This window comes from Pantoea conspicua (assembly GCF_002095315.1).
In the GTDB taxonomy this organism is placed as follows: Bacteria; Pseudomonadota; Gammaproteobacteria; order Enterobacterales; family Enterobacteriaceae; genus Pantoea; species Pantoea conspicua.
In genome coordinates this window covers 1-22,715 of sequence record NZ_MLFN01000054.1, presented here as the reverse complement: position 1 = coordinate 22,715, position 22,715 = coordinate 1, and the positions used below count along the sequence as shown (strand labels likewise).

Annotated in this window: 16 protein-coding genes and 3 pseudogenes; 10 read left to right on the top strand and 9 right to left on the bottom strand. The window is 56.9% G+C overall.

The window, feature by feature from the left end; translation table 11 throughout:
- The first annotated feature begins 56 nt into the window (after nucleotides 1-56).
- Together ilvD and ilvA are read left to right on the top strand one after the other, a co-directional pair.
- Nucleotides 57-1,907: a dihydroxy-acid dehydratase gene (gene ilvD, locus HA41_RS16070; protein WP_094121626.1), complete on the top strand. Its 1,851-nt coding sequence runs from the start codon at nucleotides 57-59 to the stop codon at nucleotides 1,905-1,907.
- Nucleotides 1,908-1,909: 2 nt separating this feature from the next.
- Nucleotides 1,910-3,456 (top strand): annotated as a pseudogene (gene ilvA / locus HA41_RS16065) (threonine ammonia-lyase, biosynthetic).
- Here ilvA and ilvY read toward each other — a convergent pair.
- A complete protein-coding gene (gene ilvY / locus HA41_RS16060; protein WP_094121625.1) occupies nucleotides 3,457-4,338 on the bottom strand; it encodes an HTH-type transcriptional activator IlvY in 882 nt (293 codons plus the stop codon). It abuts the pseudogene before it with no gap.
- Between the two features lie 162 nt (nucleotides 4,339-4,500).
- Between ilvY and ilvC the strand changes: the two genes are divergently transcribed.
- Complete coding sequence (gene ilvC / locus HA41_RS16055) at nucleotides 4,501-5,976, top strand: ketol-acid reductoisomerase (protein WP_094121632.1); 1,476 nt, start codon at nucleotides 4,501-4,503, stop codon at nucleotides 5,974-5,976.
- 674 nt (nucleotides 5,977-6,650) lie between these two features.
- Here ilvC and HA41_RS16050 read toward each other — a convergent pair.
- The 3 genes from HA41_RS16050 to HA41_RS16040 all read right to left on the bottom strand — a co-directional run bounded on the left by HA41_RS16050 (nucleotide 6,651) and on the right by HA41_RS16040 (nucleotide 10,218).
- Nucleotides 6,651-7,982 (bottom strand): MFS transporter, encoded by a 1,332-nt coding sequence (locus tag HA41_RS16050; protein ID WP_094121624.1) that lies wholly within the window; start codon nucleotides 7,980-7,982, stop codon nucleotides 6,651-6,653.
- A gap of 277 nt (nucleotides 7,983-8,259) precedes the next feature.
- Nucleotides 8,260-9,273 carry an inner membrane protein YhjD gene (gene yhjD, locus HA41_RS16045; RefSeq protein ID WP_094121623.1) on the bottom strand — a complete coding sequence of 338 codons (1,014 nt, stop codon included), beginning with the start codon at nucleotides 9,271-9,273 and terminating at the stop codon, nucleotides 8,260-8,262.
- A gap of 45 nt (nucleotides 9,274-9,318) precedes the next feature.
- Complete coding sequence (locus tag HA41_RS16040; RefSeq protein ID WP_094121622.1) at nucleotides 9,319-10,218, bottom strand: LysR family transcriptional regulator; 900 nt, start codon at nucleotides 10,216-10,218, stop codon at nucleotides 9,319-9,321.
- A gap of 115 nt (nucleotides 10,219-10,333) precedes the next feature.
- On the opposite strand from HA41_RS16040, the gene HA41_RS16035 reads away from it, so the two are divergent.
- Entirely contained in the window at nucleotides 10,334-11,092 is a 759-nt protein-coding gene (locus tag HA41_RS16035) for an SDR family NAD(P)-dependent oxidoreductase (protein ID WP_094121621.1), read from the top strand.
- Between the two features lie 39 nt (nucleotides 11,093-11,131).
- On the opposite strand, the gene HA41_RS16030 is transcribed toward HA41_RS16035, so the two are convergent.
- On the bottom strand, nucleotides 11,132-11,980 hold the full coding sequence (locus HA41_RS16030; protein WP_094121620.1) for a PhzF family phenazine biosynthesis protein: 849 nt from the start codon (nucleotides 11,978-11,980) through the stop codon (nucleotides 11,132-11,134).
- A 108-nt stretch (nucleotides 11,981-12,088) separates the two neighbouring features.
- Here HA41_RS16030 and HA41_RS16025 point away from each other — a divergent pair.
- A pseudogene (locus tag HA41_RS16025) lies at nucleotides 12,089-12,711 on the top strand (glutathione S-transferase family protein).
- Here HA41_RS16025 and HA41_RS16020 read toward each other — a convergent pair.
- Nucleotides 12,678-14,165, bottom strand: coding sequence for an aminotransferase-like domain-containing protein (locus HA41_RS16020; protein ID WP_094121619.1), 1,488 nt, complete (start codon nucleotides 14,163-14,165; stop codon nucleotides 12,678-12,680). The pseudogene HA41_RS16025 and the gene HA41_RS16020 sit on opposite strands and share 34 nt — an antisense overlap.
- A gap of 134 nt (nucleotides 14,166-14,299) precedes the next feature.
- Here HA41_RS16020 and HA41_RS16015 point away from each other — a divergent pair, with 134 nt between their 5' ends.
- Nucleotides 14,300-14,887 (top strand): LysE family translocator, encoded by a 588-nt coding sequence (locus HA41_RS16015; protein WP_094121618.1) that lies wholly within the window; start codon nucleotides 14,300-14,302, stop codon nucleotides 14,885-14,887.
- On the opposite strand, the gene HA41_RS16010 is transcribed toward HA41_RS16015, so the two are convergent.
- The 3 genes from HA41_RS16010 to HA41_RS16000 form a co-directional block, all read right to left on the bottom strand.
- The gene (locus HA41_RS16010) at nucleotides 14,884-17,268 is read right to left on the bottom strand and encodes a phosphoketolase family protein (protein ID WP_094121617.1); all 2,385 of its coding nucleotides are present in this window, start codon (nucleotides 17,266-17,268) and stop codon (nucleotides 14,884-14,886) included. The genes HA41_RS16015 and HA41_RS16010 overlap by 4 nt on opposite strands.
- Nucleotides 17,269-17,393: 125 nt before the next feature.
- On the bottom strand, nucleotides 17,394-19,007 hold the full coding sequence (gene mqo, locus HA41_RS16005) for a malate dehydrogenase (quinone) (protein WP_094121616.1): 1,614 nt from the start codon (nucleotides 19,005-19,007) through the stop codon (nucleotides 17,394-17,396).
- A 576-nt stretch (nucleotides 19,008-19,583) separates the two neighbouring features.
- Entirely contained in the window at nucleotides 19,584-19,826 is a 243-nt protein-coding gene (locus HA41_RS16000) for a DUF1158 domain-containing protein (RefSeq protein ID WP_094121615.1), read from the bottom strand.
- A 317-nt stretch (nucleotides 19,827-20,143) separates the two neighbouring features.
- Here HA41_RS16000 and mntP point away from each other — a divergent pair.
- From mntP to HA41_RS15985, 4 genes and pseudogenes are all read left to right on the top strand, one after another.
- A pseudogene (gene mntP / locus HA41_RS15995) lies at nucleotides 20,144-20,718 on the top strand (manganese efflux pump MntP).
- Nucleotides 20,719-20,837: 119 nt separating this feature from the next.
- A complete protein-coding gene (gene azuC / locus HA41_RS21725; RefSeq protein WP_122983632.1) occupies nucleotides 20,838-20,915 on the top strand; it encodes a stress response protein AzuC in 78 nt (25 codons plus the stop codon).
- A gap of 316 nt (nucleotides 20,916-21,231) precedes the next feature.
- Nucleotides 21,232-22,068, top strand: coding sequence for a fumarylacetoacetate hydrolase family protein (locus HA41_RS15990; protein ID WP_094121614.1), 837 nt, complete (start codon nucleotides 21,232-21,234; stop codon nucleotides 22,066-22,068).
- A 104-nt stretch (nucleotides 22,069-22,172) separates the two neighbouring features.
- Nucleotides 22,173-22,715, top strand: a 543-nt coding sequence (locus HA41_RS15985; RefSeq protein WP_143807348.1) for an alpha/beta fold hydrolase, incomplete at its 3' end; no start/stop codon positions are given.

Genomic DNA, 22,715 nt, shown 5'->3' with positions numbered 1-22,715 from the left:
TACTGCGCGGGCGTTATCTGACGCCCGCGAGCCATTATTACTGGAGTAAATAGAGCATGCCTAAGTACCGTTCTGCCACTACCACCCACGGCCGCAACATGGCGGGTGCCCGTGCCTTATGGCGCGCGACAGGAATGACCGACGACGATTTCGGTAAACCGATTATCGCGGTGGTTAACTCATTCACCCAATTTGTCCCTGGCCACGTTCACCTGCGCGATCTGGGTAAACTGGTTGCCGAGCAGATCGAAGCGGCAGGCGGTGTGGCTAAAGAGTTCAACACCATCGCGGTGGATGACGGTATTGCCATGGGTCATGGCGGCATGCTGTATTCACTGCCTTCGCGTGAGCTGATTGCTGACTCCGTCGAGTACATGGTTAATGCGCACTGCGCCGACGCCATGGTCTGCATCTCCAACTGCGACAAAATCACCCCGGGAATGCTGATGGCATCACTGCGCCTGAATATTCCGGTGATCTTCGTCTCCGGCGGGCCGATGGAAGCGGGTAAAACCAAACTTTCCGATCAGATCATCAAGCTGGATCTGGTTGATGCGATGATTCAGGGTGCTAATCCGAACGTCAGCGATGCCGACAGCGAGCAGATTGAGCGTTCAGCCTGCCCGACCTGCGGCTCCTGCTCCGGCATGTTCACCGCCAACTCGATGAACTGCCTGACTGAAGCACTTGGCCTGTCGCAGCCCGGCAACGGTTCACTGCTGGCAACGCACGCCGATCGCAAAGAGCTGTTCATCAATGCCGGTAAACGCATCGTCAGCCTGACCAAACGTTATTACGAGCAGGATGACGTCAACATGCTGCCGCGTAACATCGCCAACAAAGCCGCTTTCGAGAACGCCATGATGCTGGATATCGCCATGGGCGGTTCCACCAACACCGTGCTGCACCTGCTGGCTGCCGCACAGGAAGGGGAGATCGACTTTAATATCTCCGACATCGATCGCCTGTCACGCAAAGTGCCTCAGCTGTGTAAAGTTGCGCCAAGTACGCCGAAATATCACATGGAAGATGTGCATCGCGCCGGTGGCGTCTTTGCCATCCTCGGTGAGCTGGATCGTGCAGGCCTGTTCGACAGCAGCGCCCGTAATATCCTGCAGCAGACGATGCGTGAAACGCTGGATCAGTACGACATCATGCTGACCAAAGATCAGGCGGTAAAAGATATGTTCCGCGCCGGTCCGGCGGGGATTCGTACCACCCAGGCGTTCTCGCAGAACTGCCGCTGGGACACGCTGGATGATGACCGTGCCGAAGGCTGTATCCGAACCCGCGAAAATGCTTACTCGCAGGATGGCGGTCTGGCCGTGCTCTACGGCAATATCGCGGAAGATGGCTGTATCGTTAAAACCGCGGGCGTAGACAAAGAGATCCTGACCTTCACCGGTCCGGCCAAAGTCTACGAAAGCCAGGATGACGCCGTTGAAGCGATTCTGGGCGGCAAAGTCGTCGCGGGCGATGTGGTCGTCATTCGCTACGAAGGGCCAAAAGGCGGGCCGGGCATGCAGGAGATGCTCTATCCGACCACTTATCTGAAATCAATGGGCCTGGGCAAAAGCTGCGCCCTGATCACTGACGGTCGTTTCTCTGGCGGTACGTCGGGCCTCTCTATCGGCCACGCTTCGCCTGAAGCGGCCAACGGCGGCACCATTGCGCTGGTCAAAGATGGCGACACTATTGAGATCGATATCCCTAACCGCGGCATTAAGCTGGCGGTTCCGGATAACGAACTGCACGCCCGCCGTGAAGAGCAGCAGGCCCGTGGTGATGCGGCCTATACGCCGGTGAATCGTCAGCGTGAAGTCTCCTTTGCGCTGCGTGCTTACGCATTACTTGCGACCAGTGCTGATAAAGGCGCCGTCCGCGATAAGAGCAAGCTGGGAGGCTAAAAATGGCCGAGTCTCAACCGCTACCCGAGGCGCCTTGTGGCGCCGAGTATTTGCGCGCAGTGCTGCGCTCGCCAGTGTATGAAGTGGCACAGGTGACGCCGCTGCAGGTTATGGAAAAATCTCATCGCGTCTCGGCAACACTATTCTGGTGAAGCGGGAAGATCGTCAGCCGGTGCACAGTTTCAAGCTGCGCGGCGCCTACGCGATGATTGCCGGGCTGAACGAAGAGCAGAAAGCGCGCGGCGTGGTCACGGCATCAGCCGGTAACCATGCGCAGGGCGTGGCGCTCTCCGCCAGCAAGCTGGGCATCAAGTCACTGATTGTGATGCCGGTGGCGACAGCGGATATCAAGGTTGATGCGGTGCGCGCATTTGGCGGTGAGGCTTATCTGTTTGGCGCTAACTTCGACGAGGCGAAAGCCAAAGCGATTGAGCTGTCGGAACAGCGTGGCTACACCTTCGTACCACCGTTTGACCATCCGGCGGTGATTGCCGGGCAGGGCACGCTGGCGATGGAACTGCTGCAGCAGGATGCGCATCTCGATCGGGTGTTTGTCCCGGTTGGCGGCGGTGGTCTGGCAGCTGGCGTCGCGGTGCTGATCAAGCAGCTGATGCCACAGATTAAAGTAATTGCGGTGGAGTCCGAAGATTCAGCCTGCCTCAAGGCGGCGCTGGAGGCGGGCCATCCGGTCGATCTGCCGCGCGTCGGGCTGTTCGCCGAAGGGGTCGCGGTCAAACGTATCGGCAGCGAAACCTTCCGGCTCTGTCAGGCCTACATCGACGACATCATCACCGTCGACAGCGATGCGATCTGCGCCGCGATGAAAGATCTGTTCGAAGATGTGCGGGCGGTGGCGGAACCTTCTGGCGCCCTGGCGCTGGCGGGAATGAAGAAGTATATCCAGCAGCACGACATCAAAGGCGAGCGGCTGGCGCATGTCCTCTCTGGCGCTAACGTCAATTTCCACGGTCTGCGTTACGTTTCTGAGCGTTGCGAGCTGGGCGAACAGCGTGAAGCACTGCTGGCCGTAACGATCCCGGAACAGCAGGGCAGCTTCCTGCGGTTCTGCCAGACGCTGGGTGGACGGTCGATTACCGAGTTCAACTACCGTTATGCCGACGCCGACAAAGCCTGCATCTTTGTTGGTGTGCGGCTGACCCGCGGTCTGGAAGAGCGCAGCGAGATCATCAGCGAGCTCACTGGCAGTGGTTATCAGGTTGTCGATCTCTCCGATGATGAGATGGCCAAGCTGCACGTACGTTACATGGTTGGCGGACGCCCCTCTAAGCCGCTGCGTGAACGGCTGTTCAGCTTCGAATTTCCGGAAGCGCCGGGCGCGTTGCTGAAATTTCTGCAAACGCTTGGTGCTCACTGGAATATCTCGCTATTCCACTACCGCAGCCACGGCACCGACTACGGGCGTGTACTGACCGCGTTTGAGCTGGGTAACGATGAGCCGCGTTTTGAAGAGCATCTCACCGACCTGGGTTACGACTTTCATGACGAAAGCCAGAACCCGGCGTTCCGCTTCTTCCTGGCGGGCAATTGATTACAGCTGGCTCCAGAAAGCACTGATCAGCGGCTCGCCGAGCCGCTTTTTCTGCACGCAGACGCCGAGTTCAAACGGTGCGACCGACTCAACATTCTCCAGCATCAGCACGCGATTGCGCACCGGTTCCGGGCTGTTCTCCAGCACCACATCCGGCAACAGGGCGATACCGCATCCCAGCGCCACCATGGAAACAATTGCCTCATGGCCCGATACCGTGGCGTAAATTAACGGATTAGCAATGCGATGACGGCGGAACCACAAATCGATACGCCGGCGCGCCGGTCCCTGCTCCGGCAGGATAAACGGGATCTGCGACCACTCCGGCACCGCCTGGGTGGCCTGAGTCCGCACCGCGCAGGGTAACGCCGGCGCAATCAGCACCAGCGGAATCAGCCCGAGCGGCATAAAATCAATGCTGGCAGGCAACGTTTCGGGCCGCCCGGCAATCGCCAGATCGGCCTCGCCGGTGTGCACTTTCTCTACCGCGTCGGCGGCATCGCCGGTGTTGAGTTTGATTTCCACCTGCGGGTGCTCGGCGCGAAACCGGTCGAGGATCGGTGGCAGATGGCTGTAGGCCGCCGTCACCGAGCAGAACAGGCGCAGCTCGCCGCTGAGCGACGGGCCGTTGAGATCCATCACGTGGCGCAGTTGCTGATATTGCAACAGCGTCTGCTGAGCAAACTGACGCAGGCGTTCACCCGCTTCCGTCAGCGTGACGGTGCGGTTATCACGCAGAAACAGCGCATGTCCGACATCTTCTTCAAGACGCTGAATCTGGCGCGAGAGTGTGGAAGGGCTGACGTGCATCGCACGTGCTGTGCGGCCAAAGTGGCAGCTTTCGGCCAGATGAAGAAACAGTTTCAGATCTCGTAAATCCATATGCGCGTCGCCTTAACGTGATGTTGCATTTATTGCAATGTGACGTTGTTAATATATCAATTTAAGCAACAGAATTCCTGTCATATGATGGGGTCATTCGCGGCGCTGCATGATACGCCGTTCCTGAACAATAAAAGCAAACACAACCTCACTGGAGTACCCATGGCTAACTATTTCAACACATTGAACTTGCGCAACCAGTTAGCGCAATTAGGTAAATGCCGTTTTATGGCGCGCGATGAATTCGCCGATGGCGCCAGCTTTCTGAAAGGCAAAAAAGTCGTTATCGTTGGCTGTGGCGCGCAGGGCCTGAATCAGGGTCTGAACATGCGTGATTCCGGTCTGGATGTCGCCTATGCACTGCGTGCCGAAGCGATTGCGGAGAAACGTCCTTCATGGCGCAAAGCGACCGATAACGGTTTCAAAGTAGGAACCTACGAAGAGCTGATCCCGCAGGCGGATTTGGTGGTAAACCTGACGCCGGACAAGCAGCACTCTGCAGTGGTTCAGGCGGTTCAGCCTCTGATGAAAGAGGGTGCCGCGCTGGGTTACTCCCACGGTTTCAACATCGTGGAAGTGGGCGAAACCATCCGTAAAGACATCACTGTCGTGATGGTGGCACCAAAGTGCCCGGGTACCGAAGTGCGTGAAGAGTACAAACGTGGTTTCGGCGTGCCAACGCTGATCGCGGTTCACCCGGAAAACGATCCAAAAGGCGAAGGCATGGCGATTGCCAAAGCCTGGGCCGCAGCGACCGGCGGTGATCGTGCTGGCGTACTGGAATCATCCTTCGTGGCAGAAGTGAAATCTGACCTGATGGGCGAGCAGACCATCCTGTGCGGCATGTTGCAGGCGGGTTCACTGCTCTGCTTCGACAAGCTGGTGGCTGAAGGTACTGACCCGGCTTACGCAGAAAAACTGATCCAGTTCGGCTGGGAAACCATCACCGAGTCACTGAAATTTGGTGGCATCACCCTGATGATGGATCGCCTCTCTAACCCGGCCAAACTGCGCGCTTATGCGCTGTCAGAGCAGCTGAAAACCATCATGGCCCCGCTGTTCCAGAAGCACATGGATGACATCATTTCCGGCGAATTCTCTTCCGGCATGATGGCTGACTGGGCCAACGACGATAAAAACCTGCTGACCTGGCGTGAAGAGACCGGCCAGACCGCATTCGAAACCGCCTCACAGTATGAAGGCAAAATCGAAGAGCAGGAGTACTACGACAAAGGTGTGGTGATGGTGGCGATGGTTAAAGCGGGCGTTGAGCTGGCGTTTGAAACCATGGTCGATGCCGGCATCATTGAAGAGTCAGCTTACTATGAATCACTGCATGAGCTGCCGCTGATCGCCAACACCATCGCCCGTAAGCGCCTGTATGAGATGAACGTGGTGATCTCTGATACCGCCGAATACGGTAACTACCTGTTCTCCTTCGCCGCGGTGCCGCTGCTGAAAGAGTTCATGACTACGCTGCAGCCGGGCGATCTGGGTAAAGCGGTTGAAGGCACGCAGGTGGATAACGCGCAACTGCGTGACGTCAACGAAGCCGTTCGTCAGCATCCGATTGAAGCCGTAGGCCGCAAACTGCGCGGCTACATGACCGACATGAAGCGTATCGCTGTCGCGGGTTAATCTTCCCCTCACGATTTTCAGCAAAACAAACCCCGGCTTGCCGGGGTTTTTTGTTGGTGAACATTGCCTGCATTGCTGTAAAACCCAGGCGTGTACAGGCAACACGGTCAGATCGGAAAGACGCAAAACCCGCCATTCCTGGCATGCCCGGCCCACGCGATTACGCACCTCATCACTGAGGTGCGCCCGTAGCCGGGCCAACGCTTTGCGTTGTTCAAAACGCTCCCGGCGTTTTTGTCCCAGGCGCGGGACGCTTTCCTCTTCTGACCGTGTTGCCAGTGCCCTTAAGCTCCTTCATTGCTGCCAATATCAATACGCCTTTCAGCGTGGTTCAGCTTTTTCAAACAGACAGCTAACCCACTTAAAGCGATGGGAGCATACACCTGTAGCAAAGCACCGCGGGCCATGGACAAAAACGCCGGGAGCGTTTTTGAACAACGCAAAGCGTTGGCCCGTTTACGGGCGCACCTCAGGGATGAGGTGCGTAATGACCCGCGCTGAGCATGTCATGGATGGCGTCTTTTGCGTCTTTGCGAAAGGCGTATGCTCCCTGAGCCTGTCGCCTGACCACAAGGCGATGCTTTTTAGCCTTTCAGAGCCGTTGTACTCAGTGAGCCTGCTCCATAAAAAAACCCGGCGGCTGCCGGGTTTTTACTGACCTTCATCCAACCGGATTAAACGTCATACAGCGTCTGGTTGCGCGTCTCTTTGCAGGCGATCAACGCAATCAGCGTCAATACCGCCATCGAGGCCAGATAGAGGCCTACCGCCTGCAAACCGTAATTAGCATTCAGCCAGGTGGCGATATAAGGCGCGACAGAGGCACCGAGAATTGACGACAGGTTATAGGAGAACGATGCGCCGGTATAACGCACTTCGGTCGGGAACAGCTCCGGCAGCAGCGCACCCATCGGGCCAAACGTCAGGCCCATAATGCTCAGGCCCAGCAGCAGGAAGCTCATCACCAGCGCCTGTGAACCCGATCCCAGCAGCGTCGGGAACAGGAACGAAAACGCAATAATCATCAGCGTAATGGTGATCATCGTTTTACGACGACCAAAGCGGTCAGCCAGCAGGCCAGCAATCGGCACCATCACACCAAAGCCAATCACCGCTAACATCAGCATCCACAGCATACTGTTACGCGGAATGCCCAGCCCGGCGGGCGCAGGCGTGGTGCCATAACTCATCGAGTAGACGGTCATGATATAAAACAGGGTATAGGTCGCCAGCATGATAAAGGTGCCAAGAATGGTGGCGGTCAGGTGCTTGCTCAGCAGCGCCGCAATCGGTACCCGAACCTGCTTTTTCTCTTTCTGCACTTTGGCAAACACCGGGCTTTCATGCAGCGACACGCGCACATAGAGGCCAATCAGCACCAGCACTGCAGAGAGAATAAACGGCACACGCCAGCCCCACTGCATGAACTGCTCATCGGTCAGCAGCCATGACAGCAGCAGAAAAGTGCCGTTAGCAAAGAAGAAACCAATCGGTGCGCCAAGCTGGGGGAACGACCCATACAGCGCACGTTTCTTCGCCGGGGCATTTTCGGTCGCCAGCAGCGCCGCGCCGCCCCATTCTCCACCGAGTCCCAGACCCTGACCAAAACGGGCCAGCGCCAGCAGCAACGGGGCCAGCACGCCGATGGTTTCATAACCCGGCAGCAGGCCAATCACCACGGTAGAGATCCCCATGGTCAGCAGCGAGGCGACCAGCGTCGCTTTGCGGCCAATGCGATCGCCAAAGTGACCAAACACCGCCGAACCAATCGGACGCGCAATAAACGCGATGGCAAAGGTCGCCAGTGACTGTAGCGTGGCGACGGTGGCATCACCCTGCGGGAAGAAGATGTGCGGGAAAACGATCACCGCGGCCGTGGCATAGATATAAAAATCGAAGAACTCGATGGCCGTGCCGACCAGCGAGGCAATCACCACTTTGCTGCGTGAGTTAACCGGCGTGGGGTCCTGCTGTTTGTCGAGTGTTTCTGAGATGGAGGCTTGCATAACTGTTTCTTATTTGTAAATACAGATAAAGAATCTTACGCACCTGCCTGGCGTCATTCAATGATGAAACCCGCGTCGTTACTGGCTTCGGCGGGCAAAAAGAGGATAATTTCTGAGGTCCGCCGAATGTCGGCGGATGGCAGGGTAAACCGGGCTAAATCTGGCGGGATACTCTGAGAAAGGGCTAAATAAAAGTGACCCCTCAGCTATTCATCCTGTTATATGGATAAAAAATAGCCTCGGGGTGATATTTTCCGCTGTTATTAATCGCTGGGTATCACTGCGGATGGGAAGAGCGACCCGCCTGTGGCATCTGCGGATCGTCTTTGTATTTGGCGGTAGCGATCCAGGCAGCGCAGAACAGCGTCAGACGGGCGAAGAAATAGAAGAACGCCATCAGGCCAAGCACAGATCCAAACGCTGCGCCAGACGGGGAGGTCGCCAGCTTTGGCAGCGTCAGCGTCATGACAAACTTAATCACTTCAAAACCAATCGCTGCCAGCAGCGTGCCGCGGAACAGCGCTTTCTTGCGCGGTTTATGACGCGGCAGGATCCAGAAAATCCACAGGAACAGCAGGTAATTAGCCAGCACTGAAATGGAGGTGGCGATGATGGTCATCGCCGGACGCAGCCAGTCGATACCATCCAGTCCCAGCGCGCTGACAATCATCGCCTGTGCCGAACCGGCTACCGAGGTCAGCGACAGCGTGATCACCAGCGCCAGCATCAGGCCGGTCAGCGACAGGAAATCGCGGATATAGCGTTTCCAGATTTTCTCTTTATCGTCCGGCTTGCGTTCCCACACGTCGCGCGACTGGGCACGAATCGCTTCCCGCAGATTACCCATCCAGTTAAGACCGGAATAGAGCGCCAGCAATAACCCGGTGATCCCCACGGTGGCGCGCTGCTGAATCGCCGTATTGACGGTATTTTTCAGGGTCGTCGCCAGCGTCGGATCGCTGATACTGCTGACGATTTTGTTGATGATATCGGTCAGCAGATCCTGATTCGATGCCAGCACAAAACCCACGGCGGCAAACGACACCATCAGGATCGGAATTAGCGATAAAAAGGAGAAATAGGTAATCGCTGCACCAAACTGACTGCCGAGCCGATCGTTAAAACGGTCGAGTGCGCGGATAAAATGCGCCACCGCCGGTATCGCCTGAAACCAGGCAGCAAAGCGCGAAACCTTCACAATCGATTGGTCAACAGAATGGTTGCCGGTTTTAATATCGATCAGCGGCTTCGGCGGCTGCGTATCCTGTGGATTTTCCTGCTTGTCTGTCATAGACCTTCACTGTCCTGTTTATCATTAAAATCAAAGTATAGCCGCTCAGGTGACGTACTCCTGAAGCACCTGACTCAGCCACTCCATAAATACCCGTACCCGCCGGGCGACATTGCGCCGATGCGGATAGAGCAGATGGATCGGCATCGGCCGGGCGGGAAAGTGGTGCAGCACTTCCACCAGTTCACCGCTTTCCAGCAGTTTCTGGATACCGATGGCCGGCACCTGAATAATGCCTAACCCGGCCAGACAGGCGGCGCGATAGGTCTCAGTGCTGTTCACCGTCACCACGCCGCCGGTATGCACATAGTGGCACTGTCTGCCGTCAAAATATTCAAACCCCGGCGACGGCTGACCCAGCTGCTGGCTATAGTGCACCATCGCATGCTGTGACAGCTCCTCCAGCCGGATTGGCCTGCCAAAGCGCGAAAGGTAGCCAGGACTGGCGCAGTTGATCAAGGAGTAGGTGCCAATTTTCCGCGCGATTAAGCCTGAATCTTTGAGCTCGCCGACCCGGATGACGCAGTCAAATCCTTCACGGATCACATCGACCTGACGATCGCTGCTGCTCAGCTCAATCTCCACGCCCGGATAGTGCTGCAGGAACTCCGGCAGCCGCGGCAGGATAAAGCCGGTTGCCATCGCTACCGACATATCGACCCGCAGTTTTCCGCTGAGCGTGGCGGGATCGTGCTGAAACAGGCTGTCCATATCGTCAATCATCGACAGCAAATCGAGACAGCGATCGTAATAGACCAGTCCATCCTGCGTCAGCTGGACCCGACGGGTGGTACGATGCAGAAGCCGGGTCGCCATCTGATTTTCCAGCGCCTGAATCTGCCGTGACACGCTGCCCTTCGGCAAGCCTAAACTCTCTGCAGCGCGGGTGAAACTGCCCATTTCGGCAACCCGAACAAAAACCTGCATTGCGTGAATTTTATCCATGTTGTACACCGATTGTTGTTGTTATTGAAACAGTGATCTCTGTTTCGATCTGTTTATAGATCAATTATTCAGGAATATCTTTAAACCCTGTTCAATTTTCCAACAGGTGTGCAACATGAATCAAAAAATTGCGTTAATTACCGGCGCTAACCGCGGTTTAGGCCGCAATGGTGCGCTGAAACTGGCTGCCAGAGGCACAGATATCATTCTGACTTATCGCAGTCACGCTGACGAGGCGCAGTCGGTGGTGAAAGAGATTGAAGCGCTGGGTGCCCGCGCAGTGGCGCTGGCGCTGGATGTCGGTGAAACGGGTCAGTTTGACGCCTTTGTCGCGCAGGTTCGTCAGGTACTGCAGCAGCACTGGCAGTGTGAACGTTTTGACTATTTAGTGAACAACGCCGGACATGGTCATTACAAACCCTTCACCGACACCACGGAACAGGAATTTGACGCGCTGGTGAATGTCCATTTCAAAGGGCCCTATTTCCTGACGCAGAAGCTGCTACCACTGATCAATGATGGCGGGCGCATCCTGAACATCTCCAGCGGCCTGACGCGGCTGGTCTATCCGGGTTCCAGCACCTACGCGGCGATGAAAGGGGCGATGGAGGTCCTGACGCGTTATCAGGCGAAAGAGCTGGGCGCACGGCGTATTCGCGTCAACATCCTGGCGCCGGGTGCGATAGAAACCGACTTCGGCGGTGGCCGGGTGCGTGATACCAAAGAGATTAACGATCAGATTGCCGGCCTGACCGCACTGGGTCGGGTCGGATTGCCGGATGACATCGGTGATGCCATCAGCGCGATTCTGAGTGAGGAAACCGGCTGGATTACCGCCCAGCGTATCGAAGCGTCAGGCGGCCAGGCAATTTAAACGCAGGCAGCGTCAGCGGGCAGAACGCCCGCTGACGGATTACAGCGAAAGAGTGCCATCAATCACTGTTACGGTGGTGCCCCCAATCCAGATCTCACCTTCTGCAAACGTAACCTGCACCCGACCCGCGCGTTGCAGCACAGTGCCCTGACGCACCCGGTAATCAGTGGTCTGACCGGCCGCCGCGAAGTAACGGGCCAGACAGGCGTTGGCGCTGCCGGTGATCGGATCTTCGGTCAGGCTGCCATATTCAACCAGCAAGCCGCGCACTTCATACTGCTCCGTTTCGCCCTGCGGTAAACGGCCAAACGGCATCACACCCGTCACGCCTGCATGTTTAATCAGCCGCTGCAGATCGCTGACGTTGGGCTGAAGCGCCAGCACCGCGTCGGCGCTGACCATCGGCACCAGCAGCCAGCGAATCCCCATATCCACCACCGTCGGGCTTTGGGTAAGATCGAAGGCGTCGCTGTTTAACGCGTTGCTCATCAGCGCATCCTGCCACGGCGTGAGGGTGGCCGCCGGGGCCGCAAACGCCAGCGAGCCGTCTGCACCTATCTTCACCCGGACATGACCGACGCCACACTCCTGCACAATTTCACCCGGCGTGCGCGTTGGCCAGCCCGCTTCCAGCAGCGCATGGGCGGTACCCAGCGTCGGATGGCCGGCAAACGGCAGTTCGCCCTCAACAGTAAAAATACGCACCCGATAATCGGCCTGCGCATCCTGGGGCGGCAGCACAAAAGTGGTTTCCGACAGGTTAGTCCAGCGGGCAATGGCCGCCAGCTGGCTGTCGCTTAACCCCTGTGCATCCATAATCACCGCCAGCGGGTTGCCGTTAAAGGCGGAAGAGGTAAACACATCGACTTGCTTAAACGCAACCTTCATTGTCACTCCTTGCTTATTGTGGTCATAATGGCCTTTTCTCTGCCGGATGATTGCTTATAGCAGGTAACAGGGCTATGAATAAGTTAAAGATTTCACTGGAGACTGTGAATGTTAACCCTTCTCGGACGTACCTCTTCCATCAACGTGCGCAAAGTGCTGTGGCTCTGCGACGAGCTGGATCTCGATTACCTGCGGGAAGAGTGGGGCGATGGCTTCCAGTCGACCCACTCACCTGAATTTATGGCGCTTAACCCGAATGCGATGGTGCCGGTGCTGAAAGATGACGAGCTGGTCATCTGGGAATCCAATGCCATCCTGCGCTATCTGGCTAACGCCTATGGCGGTGAATGGCTCTACCCGCTCCATCCGCAGTCGCGGGCACCGATCGATCAGTGGATGGACTGGCAGTCCACCGAACTCAACACCTCATGGCGCTACGCGTTTATGTCACTGGTGCGTCACTCGCCAGCCCATCAGGACCCGCGTCTGCTGGCGGCGGCCTGCAAAGGGTGGTCGCATACCATGAGCATCCTCAATCAGCAGCTGGAAAAGACCGGTCGCTATGTCGCCGGGCGCAACTTCACCCTGGCGGACATTCCGATTGGCCTGGCGGTCAACCGCTGGTTTGAAACGCCGCTGGATCATCCCGATTATCCGGCGGTGCGCCACTATTACGAGCGTCTGACCGAGCGCCACGCTACACCGTCTGGGGCCGCAACGGTACGCCCTGATCCTCGCCAGACGGTAATCCGGCTAACTCGCAGGCTATCTCGCCAGCGCGCCGGATTGCCCAGCTGTAGCGATCGTCAAACGGATAGCAGCAGGAGAGGCGCAACGCATGATTGTAGCGTTCGCTGAGCGAGTAAAGGGCGCCAGGCGTCACGCAAATCTGTTCCTGCAACAGCCGGTCAAACATCTCGGTGGTATTCACGTCGCCGGGTAACTCCACCCAGAAGACAAAGCCGCCGCGTGGCAGCGTAGCGCGGGTGCCCTGCGGGAAGTGGCGGGCGATTAACCCCCGCGCCTGATCCAGATTGGCAGCATAGCGACGGCGCAGGGTGCGCAGATGGTGATCGTAGCCGCCGTTCGCCAGAAATTCCGCCAGCGTTTCTGACAGCAGGGCCGATTCCGCCATCGACGACACCGCTTTTAACCGGGCGATGGCGTCGTGAAACCGCCCGGCAGCGATCCAGCCGATACGAAAATCGGGTGCCACGGTTTTGGTAAAGCTGGTGCAGTAGAGCACCCAGCCGTCGCGATCAAACGCCTTAACCGCTGGAGAGAGCGGCCAGTCGAACTGCAGTTCATCATACAGACCATCCTCAATCAGCGGAACGTGGTAAGTATTCACTAACTTCGCCAGTCGCTTCTTGTTGGCCAGCGACATGCAGTAACCCAGCGGATTCTGGGCGCTCGGCATGGCGATCAGCGCCTTGATACGCTGCTCCTGTAACAGCATCTCCAGCGCATCCAGCGACAGGCCATGCTGCGGATCGGTCGGGATTTCCAGCGCCTTCAGCCCCAGCGACGCCAGCAGTGGAAACAGGAAGAAGTAGGTCGGTGATTCCAGCCCGACGCAGTCTCCGGGTTGCGTCACCGCCCGCAGCGCCAGCTGCAACGCCTCCATGCAGCCGTGGGTCAGGGTGATCTCATCGGCGGTTAGCGTTTGTCCGGCATGCAATGCCCGCCGCGCGATCTCCTCTCGTAAGCGCTCACTACCGGGCGGAAGCGCATAGCGCCCAATCATGTTGGGATGACGACGCAGCAGCGCAGCGGTTATCCGGCCAATACGCGCCGCAGGAAACAGCTCACTATCCTGCGGACAGGCCAGTGAAATATTGATGTAGTCGGGATGGTTTTGTGCCGCGAAGACTTTATCGATCAGGTCGAGCTTTTCACTGCTGGGATCGCGCACCCTGGCTTTATGCGGATCGTGCCGGGTGACCGCTGGCAATACGCCGCGCACGTAGTAGCCCGACTGTGGTCGCGCCTCAATCAGGCCGCGATCTTCCAGCAACTGCCAGGCATTCAGCACGGTATTGACGCTGACCTGATGCGATTGCGCCACGCGCCGGATGGCGGGCAGACGTTTGCCGGGCTTCAGCGTGCCCTGATGAATCGCCTCAGCGAAGTGGTCTGCCAGCTGCTGATAGAGCCGCTGATCGGGAGAAGGAGCAAGGGACACAGTCGCCTCCGGATTCGATGGGTACAATTTCTGTAAATCGTAACTGTAACCATCACAATAGTGATTTTGTGTCACTGTTACCATTCTTTTTCTCGCCGTAGCATGAAGTTCTGTTGATTATCAGGAGTGCCATCATGCTCGATCCCTCTTTTTTCAGTTACGTGACCGTTATGTCCATTACGCCCGGCCCGAATAACCTGTTACTGGCCACTTCCGGGGTGAATTTCGGCATGCGCCGCACCCTGCCGATGGTGTTTGGCATTCTGGTGGGCTGTGCGTTGCAAACGGTGATCGCCGGGGTCGCGCTGGAGGTATTACTGCACTGGATGGCGGCAATTCGCCTGCCGCTGACGCTGGCAGGCTGTGCCTATCTGTTATGGCTGTCGTGGAAGATTTTCCGCGCGGCGGCACCTGAAGAACGTAGCAAACCGCAGCCTATGACGCTGCTGGGCGGCGCCTGTTTCCAGGCGATTAACCCCAAAGCCTGGCTGATGGCCACCAATGTCGCCCTGTTGTACAGCGCCAGCAGCGGCGTGCTGACGGTGATGATCGGCTTTATGCTGCTGAACCTGCCCTGCATTTTGATCTGGGCTGCACTCGGCGATCGCCTGCGCAGCCATCTGCAAATTGCCTGGAAGCGTCAGCTGTTCAACAGCCTGATGGCGTTGTCGCTGGTGGCGACCACCATCTGGATGCTGACTGACGCCCTGCTGGCCGCTTAATCCGGTGTGCCTGCCGCGGTGGCTGAGGGCCATTTCCAGTTCTGCACCTCCGGCACATCTTCGCCGTGCTCCCGCACGTAGCGATGGTGTTCCGCGATGCGCTCCTGCAGATCGTCCAGCAGCTCAGGATGCGCATCGGCCAGCCCCGGCACGCGCAGAATCGCCTCCTGCGCCAGGTGATAACGGTCAAGTTCATTCAGTACCGTCATATCAAACGGCGTGGTGGTGGTGCCTTCCTCAATGAAGCCGCGCACATGGAAGTTACGATGATTATTGCGCTGATAGGTCAGGCGATGCACCAGCGTCGGATAGCCGTGAAAAGCAAAAATGACCGGCTTATCCCCGGTAAACAGCGCATCAAATTCTTCGTCCGACTTGCCATGCGGATGCTGATCCTGAGTTTGCAGCGCCATTAAATCGACCACGTTGACCACCCGGATACGCAGGTCAGGCAAATAGCCGCGCAGCAGATCGACCGCCGCCAGGGTCTCCATGGTCGGCACATCCCCGGCACAGGCCATAACCACATCCGGTTCTTCATCGTCCGGTGTGGTACCCGCCCAGCGCCACTCTCCCATGCCCGCTTCGCAATGGCGAATGGCGCTGGCCATATCCAGCCACTGCGGTGCCGGCTGCTTACCGGCCACAATCACGTTGATGCGGTCCCAGGTACGCAGGCAGTGATCACCCACCCATAACAGCGTATTGGCATCGGGCGGCAGGTAGATGCGCACGATATCGGCTTTTTTGTTGGCAACGTGATCGATAAAGCCCGGGTCCTGATGGCTGTAGCCATTGTGGTCCTGACGCCACACGTGCGAAGAGAGCAGATAGTTGAGTGAAGAGACCGGTTTACGCCAGCCCAGCTTGCGCGTCACCTTGAGCCACTTGGCGTGCTGGTTAAACATCGAATCGACGATGTGAATGAAGGCTTCATAGCAGTTAAACAGACCGTGACGGCCGGTCAGCAGGTAGCCCTCCAGCCAGCCCTGACACTGATGCTCGCTGAGGATCTCCATCACCCGGCCATCACGCGCCAGCTGCTCATCGTAAGGTTCAATGGCTTCCAGCCAGGTGCGGCTGGTGGCGTCAAACACCGGCGTCAGGCGGTTGGAGGCGGTTTCATCCGGACCGAACAGGCGGAAGTTATGCTGGTTACGCTCGAACAGTACCCGCAGGTAGCGGCCAAGCTGCTCGGTGGCCTGCGTCATCTGTGATCCGGGCTCGCCGGTGTCGAAGGCAAATTCAGCGATATCCGGCGTATCCAGCTCACGACGCAGCAACCCGCCGTTAGCATACGGAGAGGCACCCATGCGCTTATCGCCCTGCGGAGCCAGCACCTGCAGTTCCGGTTTCAGCCGTCCCTGCTCGTCAAACAGATCCTCCGGCTGATAGCTGCGCATCCAGGCTTCGAGAATCTGGCGATGCCCTTCATCCTCGCGGCAGGCGGCCACCGGGACCTGATGCGCCCGCCAGAAACCTTCCACTTTTTTGCCGTCAACGGTTTTCGGACCGGTCCAGCCTTTTGGGCTACGCAGAATAATCATCGGCCAGCGCGGTATGCCGCTGCTGGCGTTGCCTGCGCGCGCCTCACGCTGAAACGCCGCAATTTTACTGAAGGCGTTATCCAGCGCGTCTGCCATCAGCGGATGCATCTTTTCAGGTTGATCGCCGCTGACGAACAACGGCTCATAGCCGTAGCCGCTGAACAGCTGGCGCAGGTCTTCATCACTGCTGCGGCCGAGAATAGTCGGATTAGCAATCTTATAGCCGTTGAGATGCAGAATCGGCAGCACCGCGCCATCACGCGCCGGATTGAGGAATTTAATCCCGTGCCAGCTGGAGGCCAGCGGCCCGGTTTCCGCTTCACCGTCGCCAATCACGCACGGTACGATCAGGTCGGGATGGTCAAACGCCGCGCCAAACGCATGTGACAGCGAATAGCCCAGTTCGCCGCCTTCATTAATCGAACCGGGGGTTTCCGGTGCCGCGTGACTGGGAATGCCGCCCGGAAAGGAAAACTGCTTAAACAGCCGTTGCATACCGGCGGCATCCTGGCTGATATGGGGATAAATTTCGCTGTAGCTGCCTTCCAGCCAGGTGTTGGCCACCATGCCAGGACCGCCGTGGCCCGGTCCACAGACGTAGATCAGATTCAGGTCGCGCTGACGGATAATCCGGTTGAGATGCGCATAAATAAAATTCAGCCCTGGTGTGGTACCCCAGTGGCCGAGCAGGCGAGGTTTGATGTGCTCCGGCTGCAGCGGTTCGCGCAGCAGCGGATTGTCCATCAGGTAAATTTGCCCGACTGACAGGTAGTTAGCCGCGCGCCAGTAGCGGTCAAGCAGTTCAAATTCCGGTGCAAGGTTGGGTTGGGACATGCCGTTTCCTTCTGAAAGTTCAGCTAAACGATCTTTTAACCCTAATAGAGAATAGGGCAGTCAACCAGGCCAGTGGCAAACAAAAAGGCCCCGCAGTGCGGGGCCCTGATTAAGCAGAGAGGAAATTACTTGCCAACAACAAAGGCGGTTTCACGTCCTTCATCGTTGGCCGCCATTGGCGTCACCGGCGTGTAATCAAGCTGCAGAATACGGCTGGTTTCGGCTAACACTTTCTCGGTCAGCGCCACGTCGCCATTCAGCTTGCGTCCCCAGGAAGGGATAACGGTCCGGATTTTATTCTGCCATTCTGGCGAGGCCATCTGCTCAGGACAGATTTTATGCAGCAGTTCCAGCATGATCGGGGCAGCCGTTGAAGCACCTGGCGAAGCACCCAGCAGCGCTGAGATCGAACCATCCTGCGAGGCGACCACTTCGGTACCCAGCCGCAGTACCGCGCCCTCTTTCTCATCTTTTTTGATGATCTGCACGCGCTGACCGGCAGTGACTAAACGCCAGTCTTCCTGCTTCGCCTGCGGCACATAGGCGCGCAGCGCATCCATTCGATCGCGATCGCTTTGCAGCACCTGATCCATCAGGTATTTCACCAGATCAAAACTTTTCAGCCCCACTTTCACCATCGGCAGCATGTTACTGCTGTTGAGCGAGGTGAACATATCCAGCAGTGAACCCTGCTTGAGGAATTTGGTGGAGAAGGTGGCAAACGGCCCAAACAGTAACACCTGTTTACCATCCAGCACGCGGGTATCGACATGCGGCACCGACATCGGCGGTGCGCCGACGCTGGCTTTACCATAAACCTTGGCCATATGCTGCGCCACAACCTGCGGATTTTCCGTTACCAGGAATGAGCCGCCGACCGGGAAACCGGCATAGCCATTGGCTTCCGGGACGCCTGCTTTCTGCAACAGCGGCAGCGCCGCGCCGCCCGCACCGATAAAGATATTTCTGGCGATCAGCGTGCGGCGGGAACCGTTTGCCAGACACTGCAGGGTAACCTGCCAGCGGCCGTCGCTCAGGCGCGTCAGCTCACGCACTTCCTGACGCAGACGCAGACGGAAATTGGCCTTCTTCTCTAAGGAGGCGATCAGCTGACGCGTGACTTCACCGAAGTTGACGTCGGTGCCCATTTCGGTCCAGGTCGCCGCCACTTTCTGGCTGCGATCGCGGCCATTCATCACCAGTGGGATCCACTTCGCTATCTGCTGCGGATCTTCGGAGTAGGCCATGCCACGGAACAGCGTGCTTTTCCGCAGCGCCTGGAAGCGTTTGCGCAGGAAGCTGACATTGTCGTCGCCCCAGACAAAGCTCATGTGCGGCGTGCTGTGAATGAAACTTTTGGGATTGCGCAGATTGCCCTTCTGCACCTGAGAGGCCCAGAACTGACGGGAAATCATAAAGGATTCGTTGATCGTCACCGCTTTGGAGATGTCGATGCTGCCATCGGCCTGCTGTGGCGTATAGTTCAGCTCAGCCAGCGCGGCATGGCCGGTGCCTGCATTGTTCCAGCCGTTGGATGATTCTTCAGCCACGCTGTCCAGCCGCTCTACCATTTCGATAGACCAGTCCGGCTCTAATTCCTGCAGCCATGCGCCAAGGGTGGCGCTCATCACGCCCGCGCCAATCAGCAACACGTCAACGTCTTTGCGCTCCTGCGCGGTAGTGGTGTCCTTTGCCATGGCACTCATCGCGAGCGCAAGGTTTACAGCTGAATTGCACATGAGGCGACATCTCCTCTTCTGTTGACCTGAAGCTCAACAGTTTTGCAGGCGAAATAGTCACGCTTCTTTCGAGCGCGTTGCGCTATTTCTCAAAGGTTAAGAGTCAGGTATAGGTTAAAGCGGTGATAACGGGTTAACTGCACGTTATGCTTTGTCATCCGAATATAACATTCTCGCATCTGAATTAAACATTTGTTTATTTTTTAAATGCAGAAATGATTCAGCATAAGAATTAATCATAGCGGCACGAAGGGTATAAGTGATTTTTTGTCGATAACTCAGTGGTTTAACTGAATGGGTTGTTGCAGGAAAGCGCCATTATGGTGCAGCGCTCGCACAGGGCATGAAGAAGACGAATTATTTAATTCACTGAATTTAAGGCAGTTATTGTTAGGTAAGGAATAGTCTAAAAGTTCAGCAGCAGCGGTTTCAGACGCTCAGTGTAAAAATAATGTTACATTTTTGTGAGAGTAAAATGCACAGCAGACCTGTGAGCCGTCGTTAACGGCAAGCGGCAAAACACGCCAGGTCTGCAAAAGATGATCGTCGTTCAGCCGGCTTACCCCGGGGTCTGACTCAGCTCCTGAACCAGCGACGCCAGACAAAGCGAATGACAAAAAACTCCACCGTGCCCAGCAGTAAAAACCAGATGCAGAACACCACAGTGTAGAGCTGGCTCAGATCCTGCAGATGGAATGTCTGCAACAGATGTTGCGCCACCGACAGGCTAAAGGCTGGCGCAGGCAGCAGCAGGGCAGAGAGAAACCCCAGCAGCAAAATGCCGCCAGGCACGATCAACGATTCAAACGGGTTATTCATAACGGGCATCCGGTAATAACAAGCCCGGCATTTTCCGGCAATCCGCGCCAGGGTTCAATCAGGGAATGCCGGTGACCGGGCGAAACCTGCCCGCTATTCGTCAGGAAAACCACCAGAAAATGCTTTGCCACCATCGACTTAGCGCGAAACATAGCGAATGATAAAAGTTATAGCCTTTGCTATACTTAAATCCCTGATTTTACTGTCTTTTTATCTTTGCGGTTGCATGGTAGACTGCGCGCACTTTTTCATTACTGAACACTTTGTGTGGTGAATACAGCGTGAATTGCCGCTTTTTTGCCCCAGGTGAATAAATCATGACCTTTATTGCCACCTTAATTCTTGCACTGGGTATGTCAATGGACGCGTTTGCTGCTGCACTGGGCAAAGGTGCCACGTTGCATCGTCCTGGTTTTAAAGAAGCGCTGCGCACCGGTCTGATTTTTGGCTCGATTGAAGCCTTAACACCGCTGATTGGCTGGGCGCTTGGCCTGGCCGCCAGTCGTTACATCATGGCGTGGGACCACTGGGTGGCCTTTATTCTGCTGGCGTTTTTAGGTGGCCGAATGATGATGGAAGGCTTCCGTCAGACTGCGGTAACCGAACCCTGTGAAGCGCCGCAGAGTCATGGCTTTATGGTACTGGCCACCACCGCCGTGGCGACCAGCTTGATGCACTGGCAGTCGGCGTCGGTCTGGCGTTTTTACAGGTCAACATTATTACTACCGCACTGACTATTGGCGCAGCCACCACCGTGATGGCAACGACCGGCGTGCTGGTGGGCCGCTTTATTGGTCCGGTGCTGGGGAAATGGGCGGAAGTGCTGGGCGGACTGGTATTGATTGCCGTCGGTTCCACCATTTTGCTGCAACACCTCGGCTACAGCGCCTGACGGGTTTTTGCGCATAAAAAGCGCAATTTTGTGATCTGGTTCAAAATTTATTGCTGATAAAACGCGCTGAAGTTATACTTTTACGATATTTCTTCAACTAAATTTGAACCAGGTGACACATGAAACGCATTTTTAATTACGTGTTCCGCGCTTACGTCGAGACCTTCAAACACGTACCGCCGGGTGCCATGTACTAAACCGCACCCCGCAAGCAACCCTCGATAATCGCGGTCAGGGATCGACCGATGATTATCACTTTTTCTTCTGTTCAGACTCCCGCTAAGATCTGATACCTCACCTTGTCGCTGCCTCCCTTTCCCAATAACACAGATGACTGAAGGAGAGGGGCCTGAAACCCTTTCTGATGTTTGTCCAGACGCTTATCACGCCGCTAAATTATTCGCAGCAGATCCGATGAGCAGAACGGTATACGCTTTTGCTGACGACATTTGTTACCCTGCGCGCCTCTTTGCTCAGTAAATTCTGAAAAAACGCCATTACAACGAGGCAGCAATGCAGCTTTGCAGTTTTTCTCTTCCAGACCAGGATAAAAAAAGTTTTGGTATCGTGCTGGAGCACGGCGTGATCGATCTGGGGATGCGGTTCGGTGCCGCCTGCCCCGATCTCAAAAGCTTTCTCACCCGTTCATCGCTGGCCGATCTTGCGGCGTTCCGCACCATGCCGGTCGATTATCCGTTCAGCGCGATCCATTTTCTGCCGGTGATTGAGAATCCAGGCAAGGTGTTTTGTGTCGGAATGAACTACGCCGATAAACGGAAGGAGTTCGCCGAAACGCTGGATGCGCCGACGCTGTTTGTGCGCTTCGCCGACTCGCTCACCGGACACGATCGGCCGCTGCAAAAACCGGTTACCACGCAGGAGTTCGACTTTGAAGGCGAGCTGGCGGTGATCATCGGCAAGGCGGCACATCAGGTCAGCGCCGCCGATGCGCTGGCGGTGGTGGCGGGTTACAGCTGCTTTATGGATGCAACCGTGCGCGACATGCAGTTTACCTGGTTTACTGCCGGTAAAAACTGGCCGCAGACCGGCGGATTCGGACCCTGGATGACCACCGCAGATGCCATCCCCGATCCGCAGCAGCTGGCGATCAAAACCTGGCTGAACGGGCGGGAAGTGCAGAACGATACCACCGGCAGCATGGTGCATCCGGTGGCAAAAATTATTGAATATATTTCGGCCTTCAGCCCGCTGTCGCCGGGCGATGTGATCATCACCGGTTCGCCGGGCGGCGTCGGTAAGAAACGCACGCCGCCGCTGTTTATGTTCACCGGCGACGTGGTTGAAGTAGAGATTGAGAAGATTGGACGTCTGCGCAATGTTATTGCGTAACCGGCTTACCTCGAAGCGCAATTTGTCACACCGTTAACCGGATAACCCGCCTGCTGCCTGATCCCGTCCTACACTGAGTTATCCCCCCGAAACAGGAGCAGCGGATGATCCAGAAACATCGACGAAAACAGGCGGCTATCGTGGCAGGCGTTGGGTTAGGTGTGGCGGCCACACTGTGGGGCATGAAACGCTGGCAGCAGCTGAAACAGACGCCGCCCGTCTCGCCACGCAGCCATCATGCCGGGCTGGCCGGTTATTATCAGCAGATTGGCGACTGGCGGATGTTTACCCGCGTCACGCCAAATGAAAATCAGGGGCTGCCGGTGGTGCTGATTCACGGCCTGGTGCTGTCCGGCCGGGCAATGGAGCCGCTGGCGCTGGCATTGAGCCGCGATTACCATGTGCTGGTGCCTGACCTGCCGGGTTTCGGTGCCAGTGCGCTGCCTGCTTCAGCGCCGGTGATGTCGGTGGATCAGCTGGCGGACGCGTTGTGGCTGTGGTTGCAGCACAACGGTTTTCAGCGCGCCATCTGGGTGGGTAACTCGTTTGGCTGTCAGATTCTGGCGGCGCTGGCGGTGAAATATCCGCAGGCGGTAGCGGGACTGGTGCTGCAAGGGCCGACGGTCGATCGCCATGCCCGCAGCCTG